The organism is Microbacterium sp. P5_B6 (genome assembly GCF_056400345.1).
The window spans coordinates 192,830-215,455 of the sequence record NZ_JBFULL010000007.1 but is presented as its reverse complement, the minus strand read 5'-3'; the positions used below and the strand labels follow the sequence as shown (position 1 = coordinate 215,455).

Below are 22,626 nucleotides of genomic sequence, written 5' to 3'. Positions count from 1 at the left end.
GCTTCAACGACTGTGCAGATCCTCGAGTTCGTCCTGCAGGTGATCCTCGGCATCACGAGCCTCCTGCTGACCCTGCTGATCCTGCTCCACAAGGGCCGCGGTGGCGGCCTCTCCGACATGTTCGGCGGCGGCATGACGTCGGCGCTGGGCTCGTCGGGGCTGGCAGAGCGCAACCTGAACCGCTTCACGGTGATCCTCGCGCTCACCTGGTTCACTTCGATCGTGGCCCTCGGGCTCATCACCAAATTCCAGGGGATCTGATGGCTACCGGAGGAAATGCGATCCGTGGCACGCGCGTAGGCGCGGGCCCCATGGGCGAGCAGGATCACGGCTTCCACGCGGAGCGGGTGGCGATCTCGTACTGGGATGCTCTCGGCAACGAGACGGTCCGGCACTTCGCTGCGGGCATCCCCGAAGAGGAGATCCCCGAGACGATCGACTCCCCGCACTCCGGGCTTCCTGCCGGACGTGACAAGGAGAACCCGCCCGCGCTCGCCAAGACCGAGCCGTACAAGACGCACCTCGCCTACGTGAAGGAGCGCCGCACCGAGGAAGAGGCCGAGACCCTCCTCGACGACGCGCTTCAGCAGCTCAAGGAGCGTCGCGGCGGGGAATGACCGCGGCACGACAGCAATGAGGAAGGGCCGCGCGATGCGCGGCCCTTCGTCATTGCTGTGGTGAGGTCAGTACTCGCCGGTGATGAGCTCCGAGGCGACCTGCGAGGCGGCCGCGTCGTCGACGAAGAAGATCGTGCGCCTTCGGCCCTTGGCCCCGGCTGCAGGGACGCTGCCGTAGCTCGCGCCGGCGAGGGCCAGCCCGAGTGCGGAGGCCTTGTCGGCGCCCGTGATGACGAGCCAGACCCGCTGCGAGGAGTTGATGACGGGTCGGGACATCGTGAGGCGCTCGGAGGGGGGCTTGGGGGAGTCCCGCACCGCCAGCACGGCGCGATCGGTCACGTGGATCTCGGCGCGATCCGGGAACAGCGACGCGATGTGAGCGTCGGGGCCCACTCCGAGGAAGCACACGTCGAATGACGGCCAGGCGTCGCCCTCCGCGGAGCCGAAGCGCGCGAGTTCGGCCGCATACGCCTCGGCCGCGGCATCCAGCTCGAGGCCGTCGTCACTCGCGGCGATCGCATGGATGTTGCCCGCGGGCAGACGGAGCTGGTCGAGGAGCGCCGCGCGGGCCTGCTTTTCGTTGCGGTCGTCGTCGGCGCGGGGGACCCAGCGCTCGTCGCTCCACCAGAAGTGGACACGCGACCAGTCGACCTTCTCGAGCTTCGGATGCTTGGCGGCTGCCGCGAGCACCGCACCGCCCATCGAGCCGCCGGTGAGCGAGACATGCGCGTCGAGCCCGTCCGAGGTCTGCTTGGCCAGTCGACCGAGAAGGCGTGCAGCGACGGAGTCGGCAAGGGATGCCGCATCCGGACTGATGACGACGCGCTTCTCGCTCCAGAACTCAGCCATGCATCTCCTGTGCCGTGGGTGGCCCCAGAAGCCGCCACCCGTCCGTGATCACTCGACCATACAGGACGTCCGGATCGAGCCGACGGAGCTCCTCAGCGAGGCACTCGCGCAGGGTCCGACGAGGAAGCACGAGGTCATGATCGGGCTGGCCCGGCTGATGCAGGCACGCGATCGCGGGGTTGGAGCGTTCGAGGAGGATGTCGCCGCTCGCGCGCACCAGGCGCACCGACTTGATGCCCTCGCCCCACTCCTCGGCGCTCAGGTAATGCCAATCCACCGGCACGTCGAGCATGAGGCGCAGCCAGGCGGCGAGGAGCGCCGTCGACGGCGAGCTGCTCGCCCCGCGCACCTCGATCGCCGTGATCGGCTCGTACGGCGGCTGGTCGAGCACGGCGGCCAGCTGCTCGCGCCAGTGCGTGAGGCGCGTCCAGGCCAGATCGGTGTCGCCGGGCTCGTGGTTCTCGCCGAGCGCCGCGAGGCGGTGCGGGTCGTATGGCCGGGTCGAGGCATCCGTGATCCTGCGCTGCGCGATGCGGCCCAGGGGAGAGGCCGACGGAACCGTGGGCGGATTGTCGGGCCACCAGACGACCACGGGGGCATCGGGCAGGAGCAGGCCCGTCACGAGGCTCTCGGTGTTCGACGCGGCAGGACCGTACGCCTGCAGCACGACGACCTCGCTCGCGCCGGCGTCGCCGCCCACGCGGATCTGGGCATCGAGCCTCGGCTCGGCGTCGCGGTCGCCGAACATGAGCACGATCACCCGCATCGGATGCTCGCGGGACGCGTCGTTGGCGGCCTCGATGGCCTCCTCCTCCGAGCCGTGGCGCGTTGCGATCACGAGGGTGAGCACCCTGCCGAGCGCGACGGCGCCGCCCTCTTCGCGCACGTCGATGAGCGCGCGCGAGATCTTGCTGACGTTGGTGTCGGGAAGTTCGATGATCACGGCCGCCTCCAGGTCCGTCCGTCGCGTGCGAGGAGCTGGTCGGCGGACTCGGGGCCCCACGAGCCGGGCTCGTACTGATCGAGCGCGCCGTTCTGAGTCGCCCAGAACTTCTCGAACGGGTCGAGGATCTTCCAGGACAGCTCGACCTCTTCGTGCCGCGGGAACAGCGGCGGGTCGCCCAGCAGGACGTCGAGGATCAGACGCTCGTAAGCCTCGGGGCTCGCCTCGGTGAACGCGTGGCCGTAGCCGAAGTCCATCGTGACGTCGCGCACCTGGGTGCCGGCACCCGGGACCTTCGAGCCGAACCGCAGGGTGACGCCCTCGTCGGGCTGGACGCGGATGACGAGCGCGTTCTGCCCGAGCTCCGATGTCTGGCTGCGCGAGAAGAGGTGCTGCGGCGCGCGCTTGAACACGACGGCGATCTCGGTGACCCGACGGCCGAGGCGCTTGCCTGTGCGCAGGTAGAACGGCACTCCCGACCAGCGCCGGGTGTTCACCTCGAGCTTGATCGCCGCGTAGGTCTCGGTCGTCGAGTCGGGGGCCATGCCCTCCTCCTCGAGGAAGCCGAGCACCTTCTGACCGCCCTGCCATCCGCCCGCGTACTGACCGCGGGCCGCGGCGAGGGAGAGGTCTTCGGGCAGCGTGACCGCCGCGAGCACCTTCTCCTTCTCGGCACGCAGGTCCGCGGCGTTGAAGGTGATGGGCTCCTCCATCGCCGTGAGCGCCATGAGCTGCAGCAGGTGGTTCTGGATGACGTCGCGCGCTGCGCCGACGCCGTCGTAGTAGCCGGCACGGCCTCCGACGCCGATGTCCTCGGCCATCGTGATCTGGACGTGGTCGACGTAGTTGCGGTTCCAGATCGGCTCGTAGAGCTCGTTCGCGAAGCGCAGCGCCAGGATGTTCTGGACCGTCTCCTTGCCGAGGTAGTGGTCGATGCGGAAGATCGAGTCCGTCGGGAAGGTCGAGCGCAGCACGTTGTTCAGCTCGCGCGCCGACTCGAGGTCGTGGCCGAACGGCTTCTCGATAACGACGCGACGCCAGCGGTCGTCGCCGTCGGCGGTGTCATCGACGAGCCCCGAGGACTTCAGCTGCCCGGCGACCACCGCGAAGTCCTTGGGCGGGATCGAGAGGTAGTACGCGTGGTTGCCCATGGTGCCCCGCTCGACGTCGAGCTTCTCGACGGTCTCGCGGAGGCGGCGGAAGGCATCCGGGTCGTCGAATGTGCCCGAGACGAAGCGAATGCCCTGGAGCAGCTGCGTCCAGGTTTCTTCGCGGTACTCGGTGCGCGCGTTCTGCTTGACGGCCTCGTGCACGACCTCCGCGAAGTCCTGGTCCTCCCAATCGCGGCGGGCGAACCCGACGAGGGCGAAGCCGGGTGGCAGCAGACCCCGGTTGGCGAGGTCGTACACGGCGGGCATGAGCTTCTTGCGCGACAGGTCTCCGGTCACGCCGAAGATGACGAGCGCGCTCGGACCCGCGATGCGGTTGAGGCGCCGGTCATCCGGGTCGCGCAGGGGATTGTGCCCGCGCGAGATCTCGATACCGCGGCCCTGCAGGGCGCGACTCGATCCAGGATCATCCTGAACGGTCATGGAGTAGGTGCTCCTATTGGGCGGCTTCGAAGAGCGTGAGCACCTCGAGCTGCGGATCGGTGAGGGTCAGGGTGACGACCGGACGGCCGTGCTCGGCGAGCACGGAAGCGTCACCGGCGGCCTGCGCCTCGATCAACTGGCCGAATGTGAAGGGACGACCGGGGATCTCGAGGTCGACGTCGGTGCGCTCGAGGATCTGGAGGAAGACGCCGTTCGCGGGGCCGCCCTTGTGGTACTGCCCCGTCGAGTGCAGGAATCGCGGTCCCCAGCCGAAGGTGGTCGGGCGCTTCGAGTCGGCGGCGACGAGCTCGCGCAGACCCTCGAGGTGCGGGAGCGTGAGCCGATCGACGTATGCCTGAATGGACACATACCCGTCTTCGGGGATTCTCGCCCAGAGCGCATCGAGGACGCCCGCGACGGTTCCGGATGCCGCGAGCTCGGAGTCCGAGACGCGGACCTCCACTCCGTCGGCCGTGAAGGCCGGCGCCGCTGGTGCGGGACGGGCGTCGAGCAGACCGCGGGTGGCGTTCTTCGCGGACTCCACGTCGGGCTGGTCGAACGGGTTGATCCCCAGCATCCGTCCTGCGATCGCCGTGGCGTACTCCCAGACGATGAACTGCGCCCCGAGCGAGCCGCTGACGAGGATCTCGCCCTCGTGGCGCTCACGGAAGTGGAACTCGTTCGCCTCGTCCACGAAGCGGACCACCTGCAGGTCGTCCGGCGCGCTGTCGAGCTCGGGTGAGAGGGGGAGCAGGACGACAGGCAGGATGCCGGTGCCCTCCTTGCCCGTCGATTCGGCGACGAGCTGCTCGATCCAGTCCGGGAGACCCACGATGTGCGTGCCATCGGTGATGAGACCGAGCTTGTCGCGGCGCGGGCTGCCGCCGGCGATCGCGGCGGCGAGGACGAGTCCGGGGTTGTCGGCACTGTCGATCGCGAGCTCGAGGAGCGAGGCCTCGGCCTCGTCCAGCAGCTCGACGATGTCAGCGCCCGCGAGGCCCGCGGGAACCAGGCCGAAGGCCGTCAAAGCCGAGTAGCGCCCTCCGACGGTGGGATCGGCGTTGAAGACGCGGTGCCCGGCCGCGCGGGCGGCGGCGTCGAGCGGTGAGCCGGGGTCGGTGACCACGACGATGCGCTCGACCGGGTCGATGCCGAGATCGCGCCACGCGGCCTCGAAGGCGCGCTTGGCGGAGTCGGTCTCGACCGTGGAGCCGGACTTCGATGACACGACGAGCACCGTCTGGCCGAGGCCGCCGGACTCGGCATCGCCGTCGATCGCCGCAAGCACCTGGCCGGGGGCGGTCGAATCGAGGATGGTGAGCGGCACGCCGGCCGTCTGCGCGATGACCTCGGGCGCGAGAGACGACCCGCCCATGCCGGCCAGCACGACGCGTGTGACGCCCTTCGCGTGGAGTTCGGCGCGCAGCGCGAGGATCTCCGGGACGAGCGGACGTGAGACGCTCACGGCCTCCACCCAGCCGAGGCGTGAAGACGCCTCGGCCTCGGCATCCGGACCCCACAGCGTCGCGTCACCCGCGGTGACTCCCGACGCGACAAGGTCGGCGACGAGCTCGGGAAGCGTTTCGTCGACGACCGACTTGACGTGTCCCGAGAGGTGGATCTCGAAACTCACCGGGCTGCCTCGGGCGCTGACTCGAGCGCCTCGGCGACGGTCTTCTTGAGGTCCTGCCACGAGACGATGAACTTCTCGACGCCCTCGTCCTCGAGCACCTGGGTGACATCGGCGAAGTCGACGCCCACGGCGGCGAGGTCGGCGAAGACCTTGTGCGCCCCCTCGTACGTGCCCTTGATGGTGTCGCCCGCGATCTGCCCGTGGTCGAACGTGGCCTCGAGCGTCTTCTCGGGCATCGTGTTGACGGTGCCGGGAGCGACGAGCTCGGTCACGTAGAGCGTGTCGGGGAGCGCCGGGTCCTTGACGCCCGTCGAGGCCCAGAGCGGGCGCTGGGGATTGGCCCCGGCATCCGTCAGCGCCGTGGCGCGGTCGGTGGCGAATACCCTCTCGTACAGCTCGTAGGCGAGACGGGCGTTCGCGACACCGGCGAGCGAAGCCAGACCCGTGGCCTCGCCCGTGCCGATCGACTTCAGTCGCTTGTCGACCTCCGTGTCGACACGCGACACGAAGAAGGACGCGACCGAGTGGATCTTCGACAGATCCAGGCGCGCGGCCTTGGCCTGCTCGAGACCGGCGAGGTACGCCTCGATGACCTCGGCGTAGCGCTCGAGGCTGAAGATGAGCGTCACGTTGACCGAGATGCCCGACCCGATGACCTCAGTGATCGCGGGGAGGCCGGCCTTCGTCGCGGGGATCTTGATGAGGACGTTGTCGCGGTCGACGGTCTTCCACAGCTCCTTCGCCTGGGCGATGGTGGCCTCGGTGTCGTGGGCGAGGTCGGGGGAGACCTCGATCGACACGCGGCCGTCGAGGCCGTTGGTGGCGTCGAACACCGGCCGGAAGATGTCGGCGGCGTCGCGGACGTCGTCTGTCGTCGCGGCGAAGATCGCGTCGTCCACGGATGCGCCGGCGCTCGCCAGCTCGGCGATCTGCCCGGCGTAGGCGTGGCCCCCACCCCCGATCGCGGCCTGGAAGATCGACGGGTTCGTCGTGACGCCCGTGACGTTGCGCGTCGCGATGAGCTCGGCGAGGTTCCCTGTCGTGATGCGATCACGAGAGAGATCGTCGAGCCAGATGCTCACACCCTCAGCAGAAAGCTGTTCGGTAGGAGTGCTCATGAGTTGTTCTCCTTAGTTCTCCGCCGCACCTGCGGCAGCGAGGGTCTCACGTGCCGCCTCGACGACGGCCTCGGCGGTGACGCCGAATTTCTGGAAGAGGGTCTTGTAGTCGGCGGATGCTCCGAAGTGCTCGATCGACACGGAGCGGCCCGCGTCGCCGACGATGCCGCGCCAGGTGAGCGCGATGCCGGCCTCGACCGAGACGCGCGCCTTGACGGCCTTGGGGAGGACCTGCTCCTGGTAGGCGTCATCCTGCTCGGCGAACCATTCGAGCGACGGCGCCGAGACCACGCGGGCGTTCACGCCTTCGGCGGCGAGCGTCTCGCGCGCCGCAACGGCGAGCTGGACCTCGGAGCCGGTCGCGATCAGGATCACGTCGGGCGTGCCGTTCGGCGCCTCGGCCAGGACGTACGCACCCTTGGTGGCGAGCTGGGCGGAGGCGAACGTGTCACCGGATGCCTCGCCTTCGCCGCGCTCGAACACCGGGATGTTCTGGCGCGTCAGGGCAAGACCGGCGGGACCCGCCGAGCGACGCAGCAGCTCGAGCCACACCACCGAGGTCTCGTTCGCGTCGGCCGGACGGACGACGGCGAAGTTCGGGATCGCCCGAAGGGTGGCGAGCTGCTCGATCGGCTGGTGGGTCGGGCCGTCCTCACCGAGGGCGACGGAGTCGTGCGTCCAGACGAAGACGGACGGGATGTCCATCAGCGCCGACAGGCGCACCGAGGGGCGCATGTAGTCGCTGAAGATCAGGAACGTGCCGCCGAACGCGCGGGTCTTGCCGTGCAGGACGATGCCGTTGACGATCGCGCCCATCGCGTGCTCGCGGATGCCGAAGTGCAGCACGCGGCCGTACGGGTCGCCCGACCACTCGTGCGTTGACCACTGCGCCGGGATGAACGACTTCGCCGACTTGATGGTCGTCAGGTTCGACTCGGCGAGGTCGGCCGAGCCGCCCCACAGTTCGGGGAGCACCTCTGCGAGCGCGTTGATGACCGTGCCGGATGCGGCGCGGGTCGACACTTCCTTGCCCGCCTCGAAGACCGGCAGCGCCCCCTCGACGTCTGCGGGCAGTTCGCCCGCCTCCAGGCGGTCGAACAGCGCCTTGCGCTCGGGGTTCGCGGCAGCCCACGCATCGAACCGCTCCTGCCATGCCGCGTGCGAGGCAGCGCCCCGCTCGCGAAGCCCGCGGGTGTGCTCGAGCACGTCATCCGCGACCGCGAACGTCTGCTCGGGATCGAAGCCCAGGACCTTCTTGGTCGCAGCGAGCTCGTCGCCGCCCAAGGCGGAGCCGTGGATCTTGCCGGTGTTCTGCTTGCCGGGCGAGGGCCACCCGATGATCGTGCGGAGGATGATCAGCGAGGGCTTGTCGGTCTCGCCCTTGGCCGCCTCGATCGCGGCGTACAGCTCGGCGACGTCCTCGACGTATTCGCCGGACTTCTTCCAGTCGACGACCTGGACCTGCCAGCCGTAGGCCTCGTAGCGGGCTGCGACGTCCTCGGTGAAGGCGACGTTCGTGTCGTCCTCGATCGAGATCTGGTTGGAGTCGTAGATCGCGATCAGGTTGCCGAGCGCCTGGTGGCCCGCGAGCGAGGATGCCTCGCTGGTGATGCCCTCCTGAAGGTCGCCGTCGCCGGCGATCACGTACACGAAGTGGTCGAACGGCGACGTCCCGGCCGGGGCCTCGGGGTCGAACAGGCCGCGCTCATAGCGGGCGGCGTACGCGAAGCCGACGGAGGACGCGAGTCCCTGACCGAGCGGGCCTGTCGTGATCTCGACGCCGTCGGTGTGCCCGTACTCGGGGTGACCGGGAGTCAGCGAACCCCACGTGCGGAGCGCCTTCAGATCGTCGAGCTCGAGCCCGAACCCACCCAGGTACAGCTGCACGTACTGCGTCAGCGACGAGTGCCCAGCAGAGAGGATGAAGCGGTCGCGGCCGACCCAGTGCACATCGGCGGGGTCGTGGTCGAGCACACGCTGGTACAAGAGGTACGCCGCCGGAGCGAGGCTCATCGCCGTCCCCGGGTGGCCGTTGCCCACCTTCTCGACAGCATCCGCCGCCAGCACGCGAGCCGTGTCCACAGCCCGCTTGTCGATCTCATCCCAACGCAGTTCCGACACGGGACCGCCTTTCATTCTGGAGCGTTCGGCGCCCCGGCCACTCACGCCGCACAGCCTTTGCGAAGGGAGTGGGAGTGGGGGTGCGCGCGGGGTCGCGCCTGTCTTGTCAGCATATCGAAGGGCCATGCCCGCCTGGCCATGTGTGGCCTTGTGTGACTCGCACAAAGGGGACCCCTTGACACAGTGGCATCCGATGCGCTCGCGATCGTTGCATCGGTGTGTCCGCGGGGTGACCGATCGTTCACGAGCGGGCGCCCGCTCGTGTGAGGTGCTGCGGGTGCTCGTCCCGCCCCGTGCCCGGGGCCCTCCCGCTCGATGACATAGAATCGTCACGGTTCGACAACGGGTGCACGATAGGGGGGCGATGGACATCTCGACCACGGCGCGAGAGACGACGCTCACTCCTTCCGGGACCGCTCCGCGCAGCTTCGGCCGCACCGTCCGCGCTTACGTCGCATTGACGAAGCCGCGCGTGCTCGAGCTCCTGCTCGTCACCACCGTGCCTGTCATGATCCTGGCCGAGGGCGGCATGCCGGAGCTGTGGCTCGTGCTGGCGACGGTGATCGGCGGCTCGCTCAGCGCCGGGTCCGCGGCCGCGTTCAACATGTACCTCGACCGCGACATCGACGCGCACATGCAGCGCACCGAGAACCGCCCGCTCGTGACGGGCGAGGTGTCTCCGCGCGGCGCGCTCATCTTCGCCTGGACCCTCGCCGTGCTCTCCACCCTCTGGCTGGGAGTCACCACGAACTGGCTCGCCGCCGCACTGTCGGCCGGCGCCATCTTCTTCTACGTCGTGATCTACACGATGATCCTCAAGCGCCGCACCGAGCAGAACATCGTGTGGGGCGGCATCGCGGGCTGCTTCCCTGTGCTCATCGGCTGGACCGCCGTCACCGGGTCGCTCGCGTGGCCGCCGGTGATCCTGTTCGCTCTCGTCTTCCTGTGGACGCCGCCGCACTATTGGCCGCTGTCGATGAAGTACAAGGCCCAGTACGAGGGCGTGGATGTCCCGATGCTCGGGGCCACCCGAAGCGGGTCGCAGGTCGGACTGCAGGTCATCCTCTACGCGTGGGCGACCGTCGTGTGCTCGCTGCTGCTCATCCCCGTCGCCGACATGGGACTCGTCTACACGGTCTCGGCCCTCGTGTTCGGCGGGTGGTTCATCTACGAGTCGCACCGCCTCTACAACAGGGCTGTGCGCGGAACCGAGCCGCGACCGATGCGCGTCTTCCACGCCTCGATCACCTACCTCACGCTGCTCTTCGTCGCCATCGCGATCGACCCGCTGCTGCCCTTCTGACCCCCTGAGGGAAGAGCCCGGGCGCGGCGGGGTGCTGACGCTCGTCGCTTTCGGCATCCATGCGCAGAAAGACGACAGAGCGGGCCCCGGCTCGATGCCGGGGCCCGCTCGTCGTACGGCAGCTGGGTGTCAGCGCGTGATCGCGGGAGCCGATTCCTCGGCAGGCGCCACGTCGGCGACCTGGACATCCTCGGCGACGACGGGCTCAGCATCCGTCAGCGTGTCGGTCTCCGAGTCMCAGTCGATGGTCTCGGCAGAGGCGACCGCCGCGACGGGGACGAACGAGCGCAGCACGGCGAGGAACAGCGTCGAGACGAGGCCGACGAGACCTGCGCCGACGAGGGCGGCGCCCACGGTCACCCAGGACTGGCCGCCGTACACCTCGACGCCTGTGGCGGTTCCGTCCAGGAGCGTGGCGCTCATCGTGGCGATCTTGTCGACGATCAGCCAGGCGCCCAGCGCGATGCTGGCGAGCGAGCCCACCAGGAGGATCCAGAACGGGATGCTGCGGGTCAGGCGGGGACGTGCGGTCATGTGTTGCTCCTTCCAGCCGCGACCATTCGATCGAGGCATGGGTCAGTGTTATCGGGGTTTCCGTGCGCGCGCTCTGCGAAGTCGATGAGTCCGCTATGAGCGCCGCGCCCGGCTCACGCGCGTGAGCGCGCGAAGTCGTGGGGCTCGAGAGGGGAGTCGCGGGGGCTGCGGGACTCCCGGGTGTGCATCACGACCGCGGTCATCGCTGCGACGAGACAGACGGCGAGCACCATGTGGATGTTCACGAGGACGATCGGAAGGCCGGTGCGCGCCTGCCACAGCCCGACCCCGATCTGGAAGAGCTCGACGAGGAGCAGGAGACCGGTCCAGAGCGGGAGCCGGAGGCCACGGGGAGTACGGAAGGCGGTCGCGAAGAGCGCGATCGTGAGCGCGAGCGTGACATATGCGGGCCACGCGTGGATGTGCTGCCAGAGCACGGGATCGAGGCCGTTGCGCGCCGCCGCGGCGTCTCCTGCGTGGGGGCCGCCCCCGGTGAGCAGGATGCCGATCAGGACCGTGACGACGACGGATGCGCTCGTCGCAGACGTGAGGATCGCGTAGCCCCGCGAGACCGCGCGCGCCTGGGGTCCGGGAGCTCCGTAGACCCGGCAGAGGTACGCGGCGGCATTCGCCACGAGACCGGCGGAGATGACGAAGTGGATGCCGACGAGGCTCGGAGGCAGGTGCAGCCACACGATGACCCCTCCGACGAGGGCCTGCAGGATGATGCCGATCCCGTTCGCGAGCGTCAGTGCGAACAGCTCGGGACGCTGCTGCCGCATCCGCGCCACCGAGAGGAAGGCCAGGAGCGCGATGATCACCAGCACGCCCGTGAGCGTGCGATTGCCGAACTCGATCAGGCTGTGCCAGCTGAGCTCTTCCGTCGGGATCAGCGAGCCGCCGGTGCAGTTGGGCCAGTTCGGGCATCCCATGCCCGAGCCGGTCAGCCGGACCAGGCCTCCCGTGCCGACGATGACGATGTTGCTGGCGAGCACGAGCCAGGCCAGCACCCGCGTGCCGGTGCGCACGGTCGTCGGAAGGCGGTTCCACATCCGCTGGGGAAGCGGTGGACGGGTGATGGCGCTCTCGTGAGCGGACATGGGAAGTCTCCTCCAGAAGAGCCCGCGGCGGAGTGCGGGCAGACGCACGCGAACGCCGGGCGATGACGCGAGCCTGTAGAATCGAGGGGTTGCATGCGTGCGCTCTAATCGCGACGCATCACTGACAGTTTAGGCGCGCAGGACGGCGCCGCTTGAGAAGGCCCACCAGCGGCATCCCCCTTCCCACTCCACGGAAGACCAGGAATGCCGGGGCGGATGACACCGTTTCGGCCTATGAGGAGAGTGTGACGATGTCCGATGTGCTGATCGATCGCCCAGAGCTCGATGGTCTGGGGGTGTACGAATTCGGCTGGCACGACACCGATGCCGCCGGCGCCGTCGCGCAGCGCGGCATCAACGAGAGCGTCGTGCGCGGCATCTCCGCGCTGAAGAGCGAGCCCGAATGGATGCTGAAGACCCGGCTCAAGGGCTACCAGCTCTTCGGCCGCAAGCCGATGCCGACGTGGGGCGCCGACCTCAGCGACATCCACTTCGACAACATCAAGTACTTCGTGCGCTCGACCGAGAAGCAGGCGCAGTCGTGGGAGGACCTCCCCGAGGAGATCCGCAACACGTACGAGCGGCTCGGCATCCCCGAGGCGGAGCGTCAGCGCCTCGTCGCGGGCGTCGCGGCCCAGTACGAGTCCGAGGTCGTCTACCACCAGATCCGCGAGGACCTCGAGGCGCAGGGCGTCATCTTCAAGGACACCGACACGGCTCTGCGTGACCACCCGGAGTTCTTCGAGGAGTACTTCGGCACCGTCATCCCCGCCGGCGACAACAAGTTCGCTGCGCTGAATACCGCCGTCTGGTCGGGTGGATCCTTCGTCTACGTGCCCCCCRGAGTCCACGTCGAGATCCCGCTGCAGGCCTACTTCCGGATCAACACCGAGAACATGGGCCAGTTCGAGCGGACGCTGATCATCGCGGACGAGGGCTCGTACGTCCACTACATCGAGGGCTGCACGGCCCCCATCTACAAGAGCGACTCGCTGCACTCGGCGGTGGTCGAGATCATCGTGAAGAAGAACGCGCGCGTCCGCTACACGACGATCCAGAACTGGTCGAACAACGTCTACAACCTCGTCACCAAGCGCGCGATCGCGCACGAGGGCGCGACGATGGAGTGGATCGACGGCAACATCGGCTCGAAGGTCACGATGAAGTACCCGTCGATCTTCCTCGTGGGCGAGCACGCCAAGGGCGAGACGCTGTCCGTCGCGTTCGCGGGTCCGGGTCAGCACCAGGATGCCGGCGCCAAGATGATCCACATGGCGCCGTACACGCAGTCGTCGATCGTGTCCAAGTCGATCGCGCGCGGAGGCGGTCGCGCCGGCTACCGCGGCGAGGTCCGCGTCGATGAGAACGCGCATCACTCCGCCAACACCGTGCGCTGCGACGCGCTCCTGGTCGACTCGATCTCGCGCTCCGACACATACCCGGCGATCGACATCCGGGTCGACGACGTTCAGCTCGGCCACGAGGCCACCGTCTCGAAGGTCAGCGAAGAGCAGCTCTTCTACCTCCAGTCGCGGGGCATGCCCGAGGACGAGGYGATGGCGATGATCGTCCGCGGCTTCATCGAGCCCATCGCCCGTGAACTGCCCATGGAGTACGCCCTGGAGCTCAACAAGCTCATCGAGATGGGCATGGAAGGATCGGTCGGCTAGATGACGACCACGCAAGAGGCACCCCAGGTGGTGCCTGGCTCCCGAGCGCATTCGGACGGGGCCGGCGCATTCGTGCCGGTGCAGACGCGGTCCGATCGGCCCCGGTCGTTCGACCCGGACGACTTCGCCGTCCCGACCGGCCGTGAGGTCAACTGGCGCTACACGCCGGTCGACCGGGTGCGGTCGCTGTTCGACGATGCCCAAGCGCCGCACGGCGTCATCCAGGTGGATGTTCAGGCTCCGGAGGGCGTCGAGCAGTCCCGGCTCGCCCCCGGACAAGCGCCCCGCGGCGAGTTCTTCCGCCCGGAGGACCGCGCAAGCGCCATCGCGTGGACGCAGGAGCCCGAGGCTCCGCTCATCCGCATCCCGGCCGGTGTCGAGCTCTCGGAGCCCGTCATCGTCAACCTCGTCGGCACCGGCGGCATCGCGCACGCGCACGTCGTGATCGAGGCCGGCGCCAACTCGCGTGGCACGGTGGTCTTCCGCCACTCCGGCACGGCCCAGCACGCGCAGAACGTCGAGATCCTCGTCCGCGACGGCGCTCACCTGACGGTCATCTCGCTGCAGGAGTGGGCGGATGACGCGATCCACMTGTCCGCGCATCAGGCGCACGTCGCCAAGGATGCGTACCTCCGGCACTTCGTCGTCAGCTTCGGCGGTGCTGTGGTGCGGCTGAACCCCTCGATCGAGCTCGCCGGGGCCGGGTCGGAGGCCGAGATGTTCGGTCTGTCGTACTCCGACGCGGGCCAGCACCTCGAGAGCCAGGTGTATCTCCACCACAAGGGCGAGCACACCAAGGGCGACGTCCTGTACAAGGGCGCCCTCCAGGGAGTCGGCGCCCGCTCCGTGTGGATCGGCGACGTGCTCATCGGACCCGATGCGGTCGGCACCGATTCCTACGAGGCCAACCGCAATCTCGTCCTCACCGACGGCGCGCGCGCCGACTCGGTCCCGAACCTCGAGATCGAGACCGGCAACATCCGCGGTGCGGGTCACGCGAGCGCGACGGGCCGCTTCGACGACGAGCAGCTGTTCTACCTGCAGGCGCGCGGCATCCCGGAGCCCGAGGCGCGACGACTCGTCGTGATCGGATTCCTCAGCGAGATCGTGCAGAAGATCGGCGTGCCCGCCCTCGAGCAGGAGCTGTCCGAGGCGATCGAGCGCGAGCTCGCGGAAGGAGCCGCGGCATGACCGCTTCCCGTGTCTGCGCCCTGAGCGACCTCGAGCAGGACGCCGCCGTGCGGTTCGAAGTCGACGGCGTCGCCATCGCCGTCGTGCTGGACTCGAAGGGCGAGGTGCACGCCATCGGCGACACCTGCACCCATGGCGACGTGTCGCTCGCCGAAGGCTTCGTCGATGACGAGGCGCTCGAGTGCTGGGCCCACGGCTCGGCGTTCTCGCTGCGCACCGGCAAGCCCCTCAACCTCCCCGCGTACGAACCGGTCCCGGTGTACGCCGTCACGATCGAGGGCGATGACGTGCTCATCGACCCCGCCGTGAACATCGCTGTGAACTGAGAAGGAACCCCCATGCCTGTTCTCGAGATCCGAGACCTCCACGTCACCGTCGAGACCGACGAGGGCACCATCCCGATCCTCAACGGCGTCACCCTCACGGTCCAGACGGGTCAGACGCACGCGATCATGGGCCCCAACGGCTCGGGCAAGTCGACGCTCGCGTACACGATCGCCGGTCACCCGAAGTACACCGTGACGAGCGGAACCATCACGCTCGACGGCGAGGACGTCCTCGCCATGACGGTGGACGAGCGCGCTCGCGCGGGTCTCTTCCTCGCCATGCAGTACCCCGTCGAGATCCCCGGCGTCACCGTCACCAACTTCCTCCGGACCGCCAAGACGGCGATCGACGGCGAGGCGCCGTCGCTGCGCAGTTGGACGAAGGACGTCAAGGAGGCCATGAAGCACCTCCGCATGGACGGCAAGTTCGCCCAGCGCAACGTCAACGAGGGCTTCTCGGGCGGCGAGAAGAAGCGCCACGAGATCCTTCAGCTCGAGCTGCTCAAGCCGAAGATCGCCGTGCTCGATGAGACGGACTCGGGCCTCGACGTCGACGCGCTGAAGATCGTCTCGGAGGGCGTCAACCGCGCCAAGGCCGAGACGAACCTCGGCGTGCTGCTCATCACGCACTACACCCGCATCCTCCGCTACATCCACCCCGACTACGTGCACGTCATGGTCGCGGGGCGGATCGTGGAGGAGGGCGGCCCGGAGCTCGCCGAGCGTCTGGAGAACGAGGGCTACGACCGCTTCCTCGAGCCGCTCGCCGAAGCCGGCGCCGATGCCGAGGCGTAGGATCCGAGCATGACCGCGACGCTCACACCCGAGAAGTTCGACGAGGTCACAGAAGCGCTGAAGGACGTGATGGACCCCGAACTGGGGATCAACGTCGTCGATCTGGGCCTCATCTACGATCTGGCATGGGATGACGAGAACGACGCTCTCGTGATCCACATGACCCTCACCTCAGCGGGCTGCCCGCTGACCGATGTCCTCGAAGAGCAGACCGCGCAGGCGCTCGACGAGGTCGTGGAGAGATTCCGCATCAACTGGGTGTGGATGCCGCCGTGGGGTCCCGAGCGGATCACCGACGACGGCCGCGACATGATGAGGGCGCTCGGCTTCGCGATCTGACGCCGGGTCCTCTCACTGTGCTTCACACGATGACGCGCGATGAGGGCCGGACGAGCCCCTCGATTAGGCTCGTCTGGTGAGCGTGACCCCACTCAAGGCCCTGCCCCTGGACGAGCTGCGACAGCGGTCGAGCACCAAGTGGCGGAAGTATCCCGACGATGTCCTGCCGTTCTTCGTCGCCGAGATGGACTACGCGCTCGCGCCGGCGATCACCCGGGTGCTGACGCGCGCGGTTGAGCTGGGCGATACCGGCTACACCCCGCCCGACCCCGGCGTCCGCGAGGCATTCGTCGGATTCGCGGACCGCCGCTGGGGCTGGACCGTCGATCCCGACAGGGTGTTCTGGACGGCAGACGTCATGATGGGCGTCGTCGAGATCCTCCGCGCCGTGACCGAGCCCGGAGACCGCGTCATCGTCACGCCTCCCGTGTACCCCCCGTTCTATGACACCGTCGAAGAGGCGGGCGCGGTGGTCGAGCGGGTTCCGCTGCAGAGGTCGGATGCCGGATGGGAGCTCGACCTCCCCGGGATCGAGGCGGCCCTCGCCTCCGGTGCCCGCGCCGTGCTCCTCTGCAATCCGCACAACCCCACCGGCACCGTGCACACCGCCGCGAGCCTCGCGGCCCTCGCCGAGATCGCAGCGGCGCACGGCGCCGTCGTGATCTCCGACGAGATCCACGGTCCGCTCGCACACGGCGACGTGCCGTTCACCCCCTTCCTCGCCGTCTCGGATGCCGCGCGCGGCGTGGGCTACACGGTGACGAGCGCGAGCAAGAGCTACAACCTCGCAGGGCTCAAGTGCGCCGTGATGATCGGCGGCGGCCTCGACCAGGCGAAGGTGCTGCGGGCGCTGCCCTGGGAGGTGGAATGGCGCACCGGCCTCTTCGGCGCGCTCGCCAACAATGCGGCGCTGGCTCCCGAGAGCGATCCGTGGCTGGACAGCCTCCTCGCAGCCCTCGATGAGAACAGGCGGCTGCTCGCAGACCTCCTCTCGGAGCATCTTCCCGAGGCGCGCTACCGGATCCCGGATGCCGGCTTCCTGGCGTGGGTCGACGTGTCGGCGTACGGCTGGGGGGACAACCCCGCTCCGCATCTCCGCCGCCACGCTCGCGTCGCGTTCCACCACGGGCCGCTCTTCGGCGACGAGGGCAAGGGGCACGTCCGCATCAACTTCGCCTGCTCTCCGGATCTGCTCCGTGAGGCGATCGAGCGGGTGGGATCCCTGGCCGGCTCATGAGCGCCGAGGTCGAGCGCCCCGGATCCGTCTGGGACGCCCGCTTCGTCTGGGTGACGGCCGGAGCGGTGGCGCTCATCTTCCTTGCGGCGACGCAGTCTCTGGCGGTCACGACCGTCATGCCGGTCGTGAGCGACGATCTGAACGGCGCCGCCCTGTACGCCATCGCGTTCGCCGGGACACTCGCCACCAGCGTGATCGGCATGGTGGCGGTCGGGGCATGGAGCGACCGCTCGGGTCCGGTCTGGCCGCTGACCGTCTCGGTCGCGCTGTTCGTGACAGGGCTCGTCGTCTCGGGACTCGCTCCCACGATGGCCGTCCTCGTCGTCGGGCGCCTCGTGCAGGGCCTCGGCACGGGCGGGCAGACCGTCGCACTGTACGTCGTCGTCGCGCGGGTCTACCCGCCCGCGCTGCACGGCCGCGTGTTCGCCGCGTTCTCGGCCGCGTGGGTGATCCCCTCGCTCGTCGGCCCCTTCCTGGCAGGGGCGGTGACGGAGTACCTGCACTGGCGGTGGGTCTTCCTCGGGGTGGCGGCGCTCACCGTCGTCGCCTTCATCATGGTGGCCACGAAGCTCTGGGGAATCCCGCTGGGGACCGAGCATCCGTCGTCGGATCGCGTGGGGCCTCGTCTTGCGTGCGCCGCCGCGGTCGCGGTCGGAGCGCTGGCCTTGAGTCTCGCCGGAGAGCTGGGGCAGTTCGCGGCGGCGGCGGTCGCGGCATCCGTCCTCGTGATCGTCCTCGCGGTCCGGCCGCTCCTGCCGCGGCGAACGCTCGTCGCGGCACGGGGGCTGCCCAGCGTCGTGCTCATGCGCGGGCTCATCGCCGGATCGCTCTTCGGCGCCGAGATCTACGTCCCCTACCTGCTGATCGAGGACTACGGCTTCTCGCCGACCTGGGCGGGGCTCGGACTCACCGCCGCGGCGCTCGCGTGGGCGGTCGCATCCGACGTGCAGGGGAGGGTGGGGGATCGGATCGGCAACGCGCGCATCGCGGCTGTCGGTACGGCTCTGCTCGCGACGGCGACGGTGATCGCCGCGATCACCGCAGCACTGCACCTCACGCCCGCGGTCGTGATCGCCGGCTGGGCGCTCGCCGGAGCGGGCATGGGACTCATGTATCCGCGACTCACTGTCCTCACCCTGGCCTACTCCACCCCTCAGAACCAGGGCTTCAACTCCTCGGCCCTGTCGATCTCGGATTCGGTGGGCTCCGCCACGGCCACCGCCGCCATGGGCCTCGTCTTCACAGCCCTCGCGGGAACGGATGCCGCGTTCCCGGCGGTGTTCGTCATCGCGGCGACGCTGGCGCTGATCTCTCTCATCCCCGGCCTCCGTCTCGGGCACGCGCACGAATCAGGACGGTGAACCGCAACCCCATTTGGCATCCGACGTGAGGTAAGGCTAGCCTAACGTCATGACTCCGACTCAGACCGCCGTCCGGCCTGCGTACCGTCCGTACACGGCCGAAGTCGCCCGGGTACGCCGCCTGACGCCGCACTTCATGCGGGTCACCTTCACGGCTGCGGAGTTCGAGCATTTCGGGGTGGCACGGCTGGATCAGCGCATCAAGATCGTGCTGCCGCATGCCGACGGCACCTTCTCGGATCTGGGTCAGGACGACGGCGCCGGAGACTGGTACGAGCGCTGGCGGGCGCTGCCGACGGCACAGCGGAATGCGTTCCGCACCTACACCGTCCGGCGGATCGACCCCGAGCGACGGGAACTCGATGTCGATTTCGTCGTGCACCACGACGCGGGACCGGCCGGCGCGTGGGCGGAGAGCGCCACGGCAGGGCAGCGCCTGATCATCGTGGGTCCCGACGCGCGCAGCCCTCACTCGGGTGGCGGGTTGGATTGGCATCCGGGCACGGCACGGCGAGTCGTCCTCGCCGGGGACGAAACCGCGGTCCCCGCGATCCTTTCGATCCTCGAGATGCTTCCCGCTGACTTCGAGGTCGACGCGTTCATCGAGATTCCGACAGCGGCCGACGTCGTCCCGGTGGCGTGCCCCCCGAGGTTCCGACTGCGGTGGCTCCCTCGTCAGGACCGCGCCCATGGGACGTCGCTGATCGAGGCCCTCACCGACTGGACGGGCACGAACCTCGAGGTGCTCGCTCGCGCCGCTGCTCCGCGCCGTCAGGAGGTCGCCGACATCGACGTCGACAGCGAACTGCTGTGGGACAGCCCCGAGGACGGGGACGGGGAGTTCTATGCGTGGATCGCCGGTGAGGCGGCAACGGTGAAGACCCTCCGCCGCCTGCTGGTCAGTCAGCACGGGGTCGATCGCAAGCGCGTCGCATTCATGGGCTACTGGCGGCTGGGTCAGGCAGAGCGGATCGAATGAACAGCGCCGCCCGCACCCGACGGGCGCGCGTCGTACTGGCCTGCGTCATCGTCCTGCTCGCGGGCGCGGTCGTCCTCAGCCTCGGCGTGGGGGCGCGCGCCATCGCGCCCTCGTCGGTGATCCAGGCCCTCTTCGCAGCCGAGCCCGGCAACAACGACCACACGGTGGTCCTCACCCAGCGGGTGCCCCGCACGGTCATCGGGATCCTCGCCGGCGCAGCGCTCGCCGTCGCCGGCACGCTCATGCAGGGCCTCACTCGCAATCCGCTCGCAGACCCCGGGCTGCTCGGGGTGAACGCCGGCGCCTCGGTCGCGGTCCTCAGTGCCATCACGCTGCTCGGGATCACCCAGCCTTCGGGCTTCGTGTGGTTCGCCTTCCTGGGCGCAGCGGTCGCGGCGGCGGTCGTCGCCGTCATCGGCTCACGCGGACCCGACGGCGGCAACCCCGCGAAGCTCGCCCTGACGGGCGCCGCCGTCACGGCCGGGCTCACGGCCGTGAGCCTCTTCATCCTCACCACCAGCATCCGGGCGCTCGACGTCTACCGCTACTGGCAGGTCGGCGGGCTGACGGCCAGGGGCCTCGACTCCGCGGCCGCCGTGGTGGTTCCCATCATCGCGGGGATGATCCTGGCCGGACTCTGCGCACGCGGCCTCGACCTGATCGCTCTGGGCGACGACACGGCGACCGGGCTCGGTCACAATGTCGCACGCACGCGCACGCTCGGCATCCTGGCGACCATCCTGCTCTGCGGGGGAGCGACGGCGATCGCGGGCCCCATCGTGTTCCTCGGGCTGCTCGTTCCGCACACCCTCCGCGGGCTCGTCGGGTCGGACTATCGCTGGCTCCTGCTCATCGGCGCGCCGGCCGGAGCCCTCGTGCTCCTGATCGCCGATGTCCTCGGTCGCGTGATCGCGCCTCCCGGAGAGGTGCAGGCAGGACTCGTCGTCGCCTTCGTCGGCGCGCCGATGCTCATCTCGCTCGTCCTCCGGCGACGGCAGGTGGTCCTGTGACCGCTGTGTCGACAGGGCCCGCGCCCGCGCCGACCGTCGCGGTCGTCCGTGCACGCGTGCGGCGCCGCCGGATCATCGTCGTCACGGGCGTCCTGCTGTCGCTGGCCGTGGTCGCCGCGATCTCGCTGTCGGTCGGGGACTACGCCCTGGCGCCGGGGGATCTGTGGCGGACTCTCTGGGGCGGCGGCGAGCGGATCGAGAGCTATGTCGTGTTCCAGCTCCGCGCGCCTCGGCTCTCGATGGCCATCGTCGCCGGTGCGGCGCTCGGCGTCTCGGGTGCACTGCTGCAGTCGCTGCTCTCCAACCCGCTCGCGAGCCCCGACCTGCTCGGGATCAGCGGAGGAGCAGGCGTCGCCGCTGTGTTCGGCATCCTCGTGCTCGGCATCACAGGGCCCTTCCTCGCGGTCGTGGCCTTCGTCGGAGGACTCGTCGTGGCGGCCTTCCTGCTGCTCGCGGGCAGCCGGCGCGGCGACGGCGAGTACCGCCTCGTGGTCGCCGGGATCGGCGTCGCGTTCCTGTGCGTCGCCATCACGGGCTATCTCATGACCCGCGCGCAGGTCGAGCTCGCGCAGGCGGCGCTCATCTGGCTCACGGGCAGTCTCGCATCGACGCCGTGGTGGAACGTCGCTGTGGTGCTCATCGTCTCGGTGGTCGCTCTGCCCGCGATCCTCGCGTGCGCGCGGTGGCTGCCTCTGACACAGCTGGGCGCCGGCACCGCCGTCTCGCTCGGGGTGCGACCGGATGCGGTCCGGGTCGTCACGGTCGTCGTGGCGGTGCTGCTGACCTCCACCACCTGCGCGTTCGTCGGCCCGATCTCGTTCATCGCGCTGTGCGCTCCGGCGATCGCGCGCCCGCTCTTGGGGCACGGAGCCGTCGCCATCGGCACGAGCGCCGCCGTCGGCGCACTTCTGCTGGCCGGCGCCGATCTCATCGCGCAGTACGCGGTTCCGGGCATCTCGCTGCCGGTGGGCGTGGTGACCGGCGCTCTCGGGGCGGTCTTCCTGCTCTGGCTGCTCACGACTTCGAAGGGACGTCAGCTGTGACCGCGTCGCCCGGTCCTGCCCGCTCTGGCCCCGCCGCCCCCGTGCTCGCCGCGAGGGCTCTCTCGGCGGGCTATCCCGGCCGTCGCGTGATCGAGGGCCTCGACCTGGAGATCGCGCCAGGACGCATCACGATGATCATCGGCGCGAATGCCTGCGGCAAATCCACCCTCCTGAGCGTTCTCGCCCGGGTGAACAGTCCGCTCGCCGGCCGGGTCGAGCTGGATGGAGCGGATGTCGCGACGATCCCACGCCGCGGCTTCGCGCAGACCGTCGGACTGCTGCCGCAGCATCCGTCCGCGCCGGACGGGCTGACCGTCACCGAGCTCGTCGCCCGCGGCCGTCACCCGCATCGCGGCGTCTTCCAGCGATGGAACGCCGCAGATACCGAGCGGGTGGAGGAGGCGATGCGGCGTACGGGAGTCTCGGAGCTCGCCGACCGGCCCGTCGGCGACCTGTCGGGCGGACAGCGCCAGCGCGTCTGGATCGCGATGGCGCTTGCGCAGAACCCAAGGATCCTGCTGCTCGACGAGCCGACGACCTTCCTCGACCTGAGCCATCAGATCGAGGTCCTCGACCTGCTGCGTGACCTCAACCGCACCGACGGCACGACGATCGTCGTCGTCCTGCACGAACTGAATCTCGCGGCCCGATACGCCGATGACCTCGTCGTGATGTCGCACGGCCGGATCGTCGCGAAGGGGACGGCGTCGGAGGTCATCACCGCCGAGGTCATCTCGGAGGCGTTCTCGCTCGATGCGCTCGTCATTTCCGACCCGCTCACCCAGACCCCACTCGTCGTTCCCGTTCCCGGTGGCTCGCACGTCGCCGCCGACACGGAATGACCCCACGAAAGGAAGCACCACAG

22 protein-coding genes are annotated in these 22,626 nt (G+C 69.2%); 14 read left to right on the top strand and 8 right to left on the bottom strand.

What is annotated here, in order from left to right:
- Positions 1-12 precede the first annotated feature (12 nt).
- A complete protein-coding gene (secG, locus tag AC1DP3_RS12325) occupies positions 13-261 on the top strand; it encodes a preprotein translocase subunit SecG (protein ID WP_477293645.1) in 249 nt (82 codons plus the stop codon).
- Complete coding sequence (locus tag AC1DP3_RS12320) at positions 261-617, top strand: RNA polymerase-binding protein RbpA (RefSeq protein WP_477293643.1); 357 nt, start codon at positions 261-263, stop codon at positions 615-617. Before secG ends, AC1DP3_RS12320 begins: the two co-directional genes overlap by 1 nt.
- A gap of 66 nt (positions 618-683) precedes the next feature.
- On the opposite strand, the gene pgl is transcribed toward AC1DP3_RS12320, so the two are convergent.
- From pgl to tkt, 6 genes are read right to left on the bottom strand one after another with little or no spacing between them, the layout of a single operon-like run.
- A complete protein-coding gene (pgl, locus tag AC1DP3_RS12315; protein ID WP_477293641.1) occupies positions 684-1,466 on the bottom strand; it encodes a 6-phosphogluconolactonase in 783 nt (260 codons plus the stop codon).
- Positions 1,459-2,409 (bottom strand): glucose-6-phosphate dehydrogenase assembly protein OpcA, encoded by a 951-nt coding sequence (locus tag AC1DP3_RS12310; protein WP_477293639.1) that lies wholly within the window; start codon positions 2,407-2,409, stop codon positions 1,459-1,461. The genes pgl and AC1DP3_RS12310 overlap by 8 nt, the downstream gene beginning before the upstream one ends.
- Positions 2,406-4,001 (bottom strand): glucose-6-phosphate dehydrogenase, encoded by a 1,596-nt coding sequence (gene zwf / locus AC1DP3_RS12305; RefSeq protein WP_477293637.1) that lies wholly within the window; start codon positions 3,999-4,001, stop codon positions 2,406-2,408. Before zwf ends, AC1DP3_RS12310 begins: the two co-directional genes overlap by 4 nt.
- 13 nt (positions 4,002-4,014) lie before the next feature.
- Complete coding sequence (locus AC1DP3_RS12300) at positions 4,015-5,634, bottom strand: glucose-6-phosphate isomerase (protein WP_477293635.1); 1,620 nt, start codon at positions 5,632-5,634, stop codon at positions 4,015-4,017.
- Complete coding sequence (tal, locus tag AC1DP3_RS12295) at positions 5,631-6,752, bottom strand: transaldolase (protein WP_477293633.1); 1,122 nt, start codon at positions 6,750-6,752, stop codon at positions 5,631-5,633. Before tal ends, AC1DP3_RS12300 begins: the two co-directional genes overlap by 4 nt.
- Before the next feature lie 12 nt (positions 6,753-6,764).
- A complete protein-coding gene (gene tkt / locus AC1DP3_RS12290) occupies positions 6,765-8,873 on the bottom strand; it encodes a transketolase (RefSeq protein WP_477293632.1) in 2,109 nt (702 codons plus the stop codon).
- A 364-nt stretch (positions 8,874-9,237) separates the two neighbouring features.
- On the opposite strand from tkt, the gene AC1DP3_RS12285 reads away from it, so the two are divergent.
- Positions 9,238-10,176: a heme o synthase gene (locus AC1DP3_RS12285; protein WP_477293631.1), complete on the top strand. Its 939-nt coding sequence runs from the start codon at positions 9,238-9,240 to the stop codon at positions 10,174-10,176.
- A gap of 129 nt (positions 10,177-10,305) precedes the next feature.
- On the opposite strand, the gene AC1DP3_RS12280 is transcribed toward AC1DP3_RS12285, so the two are convergent.
- Both AC1DP3_RS12280 and AC1DP3_RS12275 read right to left on the bottom strand, forming a co-directional pair.
- Positions 10,306-10,710, bottom strand: a complete 405-nt coding sequence (locus AC1DP3_RS12280; RefSeq protein WP_477293629.1) for a dinucleotide-utilizing enzyme — start codon at positions 10,708-10,710, stop codon at positions 10,306-10,308.
- A 113-nt stretch (positions 10,711-10,823) separates the two neighbouring features.
- The gene (locus AC1DP3_RS12275; protein WP_477293628.1) at positions 10,824-11,810 is read right to left on the bottom strand and encodes a COX15/CtaA family protein; all 987 of its coding nucleotides are present in this window, start codon (positions 11,808-11,810) and stop codon (positions 10,824-10,826) included.
- A 251-nt stretch (positions 11,811-12,061) separates the two neighbouring features.
- On the opposite strand from AC1DP3_RS12275, the gene sufB reads away from it, so the two are divergent.
- The 11 genes from sufB to AC1DP3_RS12220 all read left to right on the top strand — a co-directional run bounded on the left by sufB (position 12,062) and on the right by AC1DP3_RS12220 (position 22,603).
- Complete coding sequence (sufB, locus tag AC1DP3_RS12270) at positions 12,062-13,480, top strand: Fe-S cluster assembly protein SufB (protein ID WP_477293626.1); 1,419 nt, start codon at positions 12,062-12,064, stop codon at positions 13,478-13,480.
- The gene (gene sufD, locus AC1DP3_RS12265) at positions 13,481-14,671 is read left to right on the top strand and encodes a Fe-S cluster assembly protein SufD (RefSeq protein ID WP_477293624.1); all 1,191 of its coding nucleotides are present in this window, start codon (positions 13,481-13,483) and stop codon (positions 14,669-14,671) included.
- Positions 14,668-14,997: a non-heme iron oxygenase ferredoxin subunit gene (locus tag AC1DP3_RS12260; RefSeq protein WP_477293622.1), complete on the top strand. Its 330-nt coding sequence runs from the start codon at positions 14,668-14,670 to the stop codon at positions 14,995-14,997. The genes sufD and AC1DP3_RS12260 overlap by 4 nt, the downstream gene beginning before the upstream one ends.
- 12 nt (positions 14,998-15,009) lie before the next feature.
- Positions 15,010-15,792, top strand: a complete 783-nt coding sequence (gene sufC, locus AC1DP3_RS12255; RefSeq protein WP_477293620.1) for a Fe-S cluster assembly ATPase SufC — start codon at positions 15,010-15,012, stop codon at positions 15,790-15,792.
- Positions 15,793-15,801: 9 nt separating this feature from the next.
- The gene (locus tag AC1DP3_RS12250) at positions 15,802-16,131 is read left to right on the top strand and encodes a metal-sulfur cluster assembly factor (RefSeq protein WP_141882678.1); all 330 of its coding nucleotides are present in this window, start codon (positions 15,802-15,804) and stop codon (positions 16,129-16,131) included.
- A gap of 76 nt (positions 16,132-16,207) precedes the next feature.
- Entirely contained in the window at positions 16,208-17,368 is a 1,161-nt protein-coding gene (locus AC1DP3_RS12245) for a MalY/PatB family protein (RefSeq protein ID WP_477293618.1), read from the top strand.
- Complete coding sequence (locus tag AC1DP3_RS12240; RefSeq protein WP_477293616.1) at positions 17,365-18,729, top strand: MFS transporter; 1,365 nt, start codon at positions 17,365-17,367, stop codon at positions 18,727-18,729. The genes AC1DP3_RS12245 and AC1DP3_RS12240 overlap by 4 nt, the downstream gene beginning before the upstream one ends.
- 49 nt (positions 18,730-18,778) lie before the next feature.
- Positions 18,779-19,708 carry a siderophore-interacting protein gene (locus AC1DP3_RS12235; protein ID WP_477293614.1) on the top strand — a complete coding sequence of 310 codons (930 nt, stop codon included), beginning with the start codon at positions 18,779-18,781 and terminating at the stop codon, positions 19,706-19,708.
- Positions 19,705-20,718: a FecCD family ABC transporter permease gene (locus tag AC1DP3_RS12230; protein ID WP_477293612.1), complete on the top strand. Its 1,014-nt coding sequence runs from the start codon at positions 19,705-19,707 to the stop codon at positions 20,716-20,718. Before AC1DP3_RS12235 ends, AC1DP3_RS12230 begins: the two co-directional genes overlap by 4 nt.
- Positions 20,715-21,761 (top strand): FecCD family ABC transporter permease, encoded by a 1,047-nt coding sequence (locus AC1DP3_RS12225; RefSeq protein WP_477293610.1) that lies wholly within the window; start codon positions 20,715-20,717, stop codon positions 21,759-21,761. The genes AC1DP3_RS12230 and AC1DP3_RS12225 overlap by 4 nt, the downstream gene beginning before the upstream one ends.
- Positions 21,758-22,603, top strand: a complete 846-nt coding sequence (locus tag AC1DP3_RS12220) for an ABC transporter ATP-binding protein (protein WP_477293608.1) — start codon at positions 21,758-21,760, stop codon at positions 22,601-22,603. Before AC1DP3_RS12225 ends, AC1DP3_RS12220 begins: the two co-directional genes overlap by 4 nt.
- Positions 22,604-22,626 lie beyond the last annotated feature (23 nt).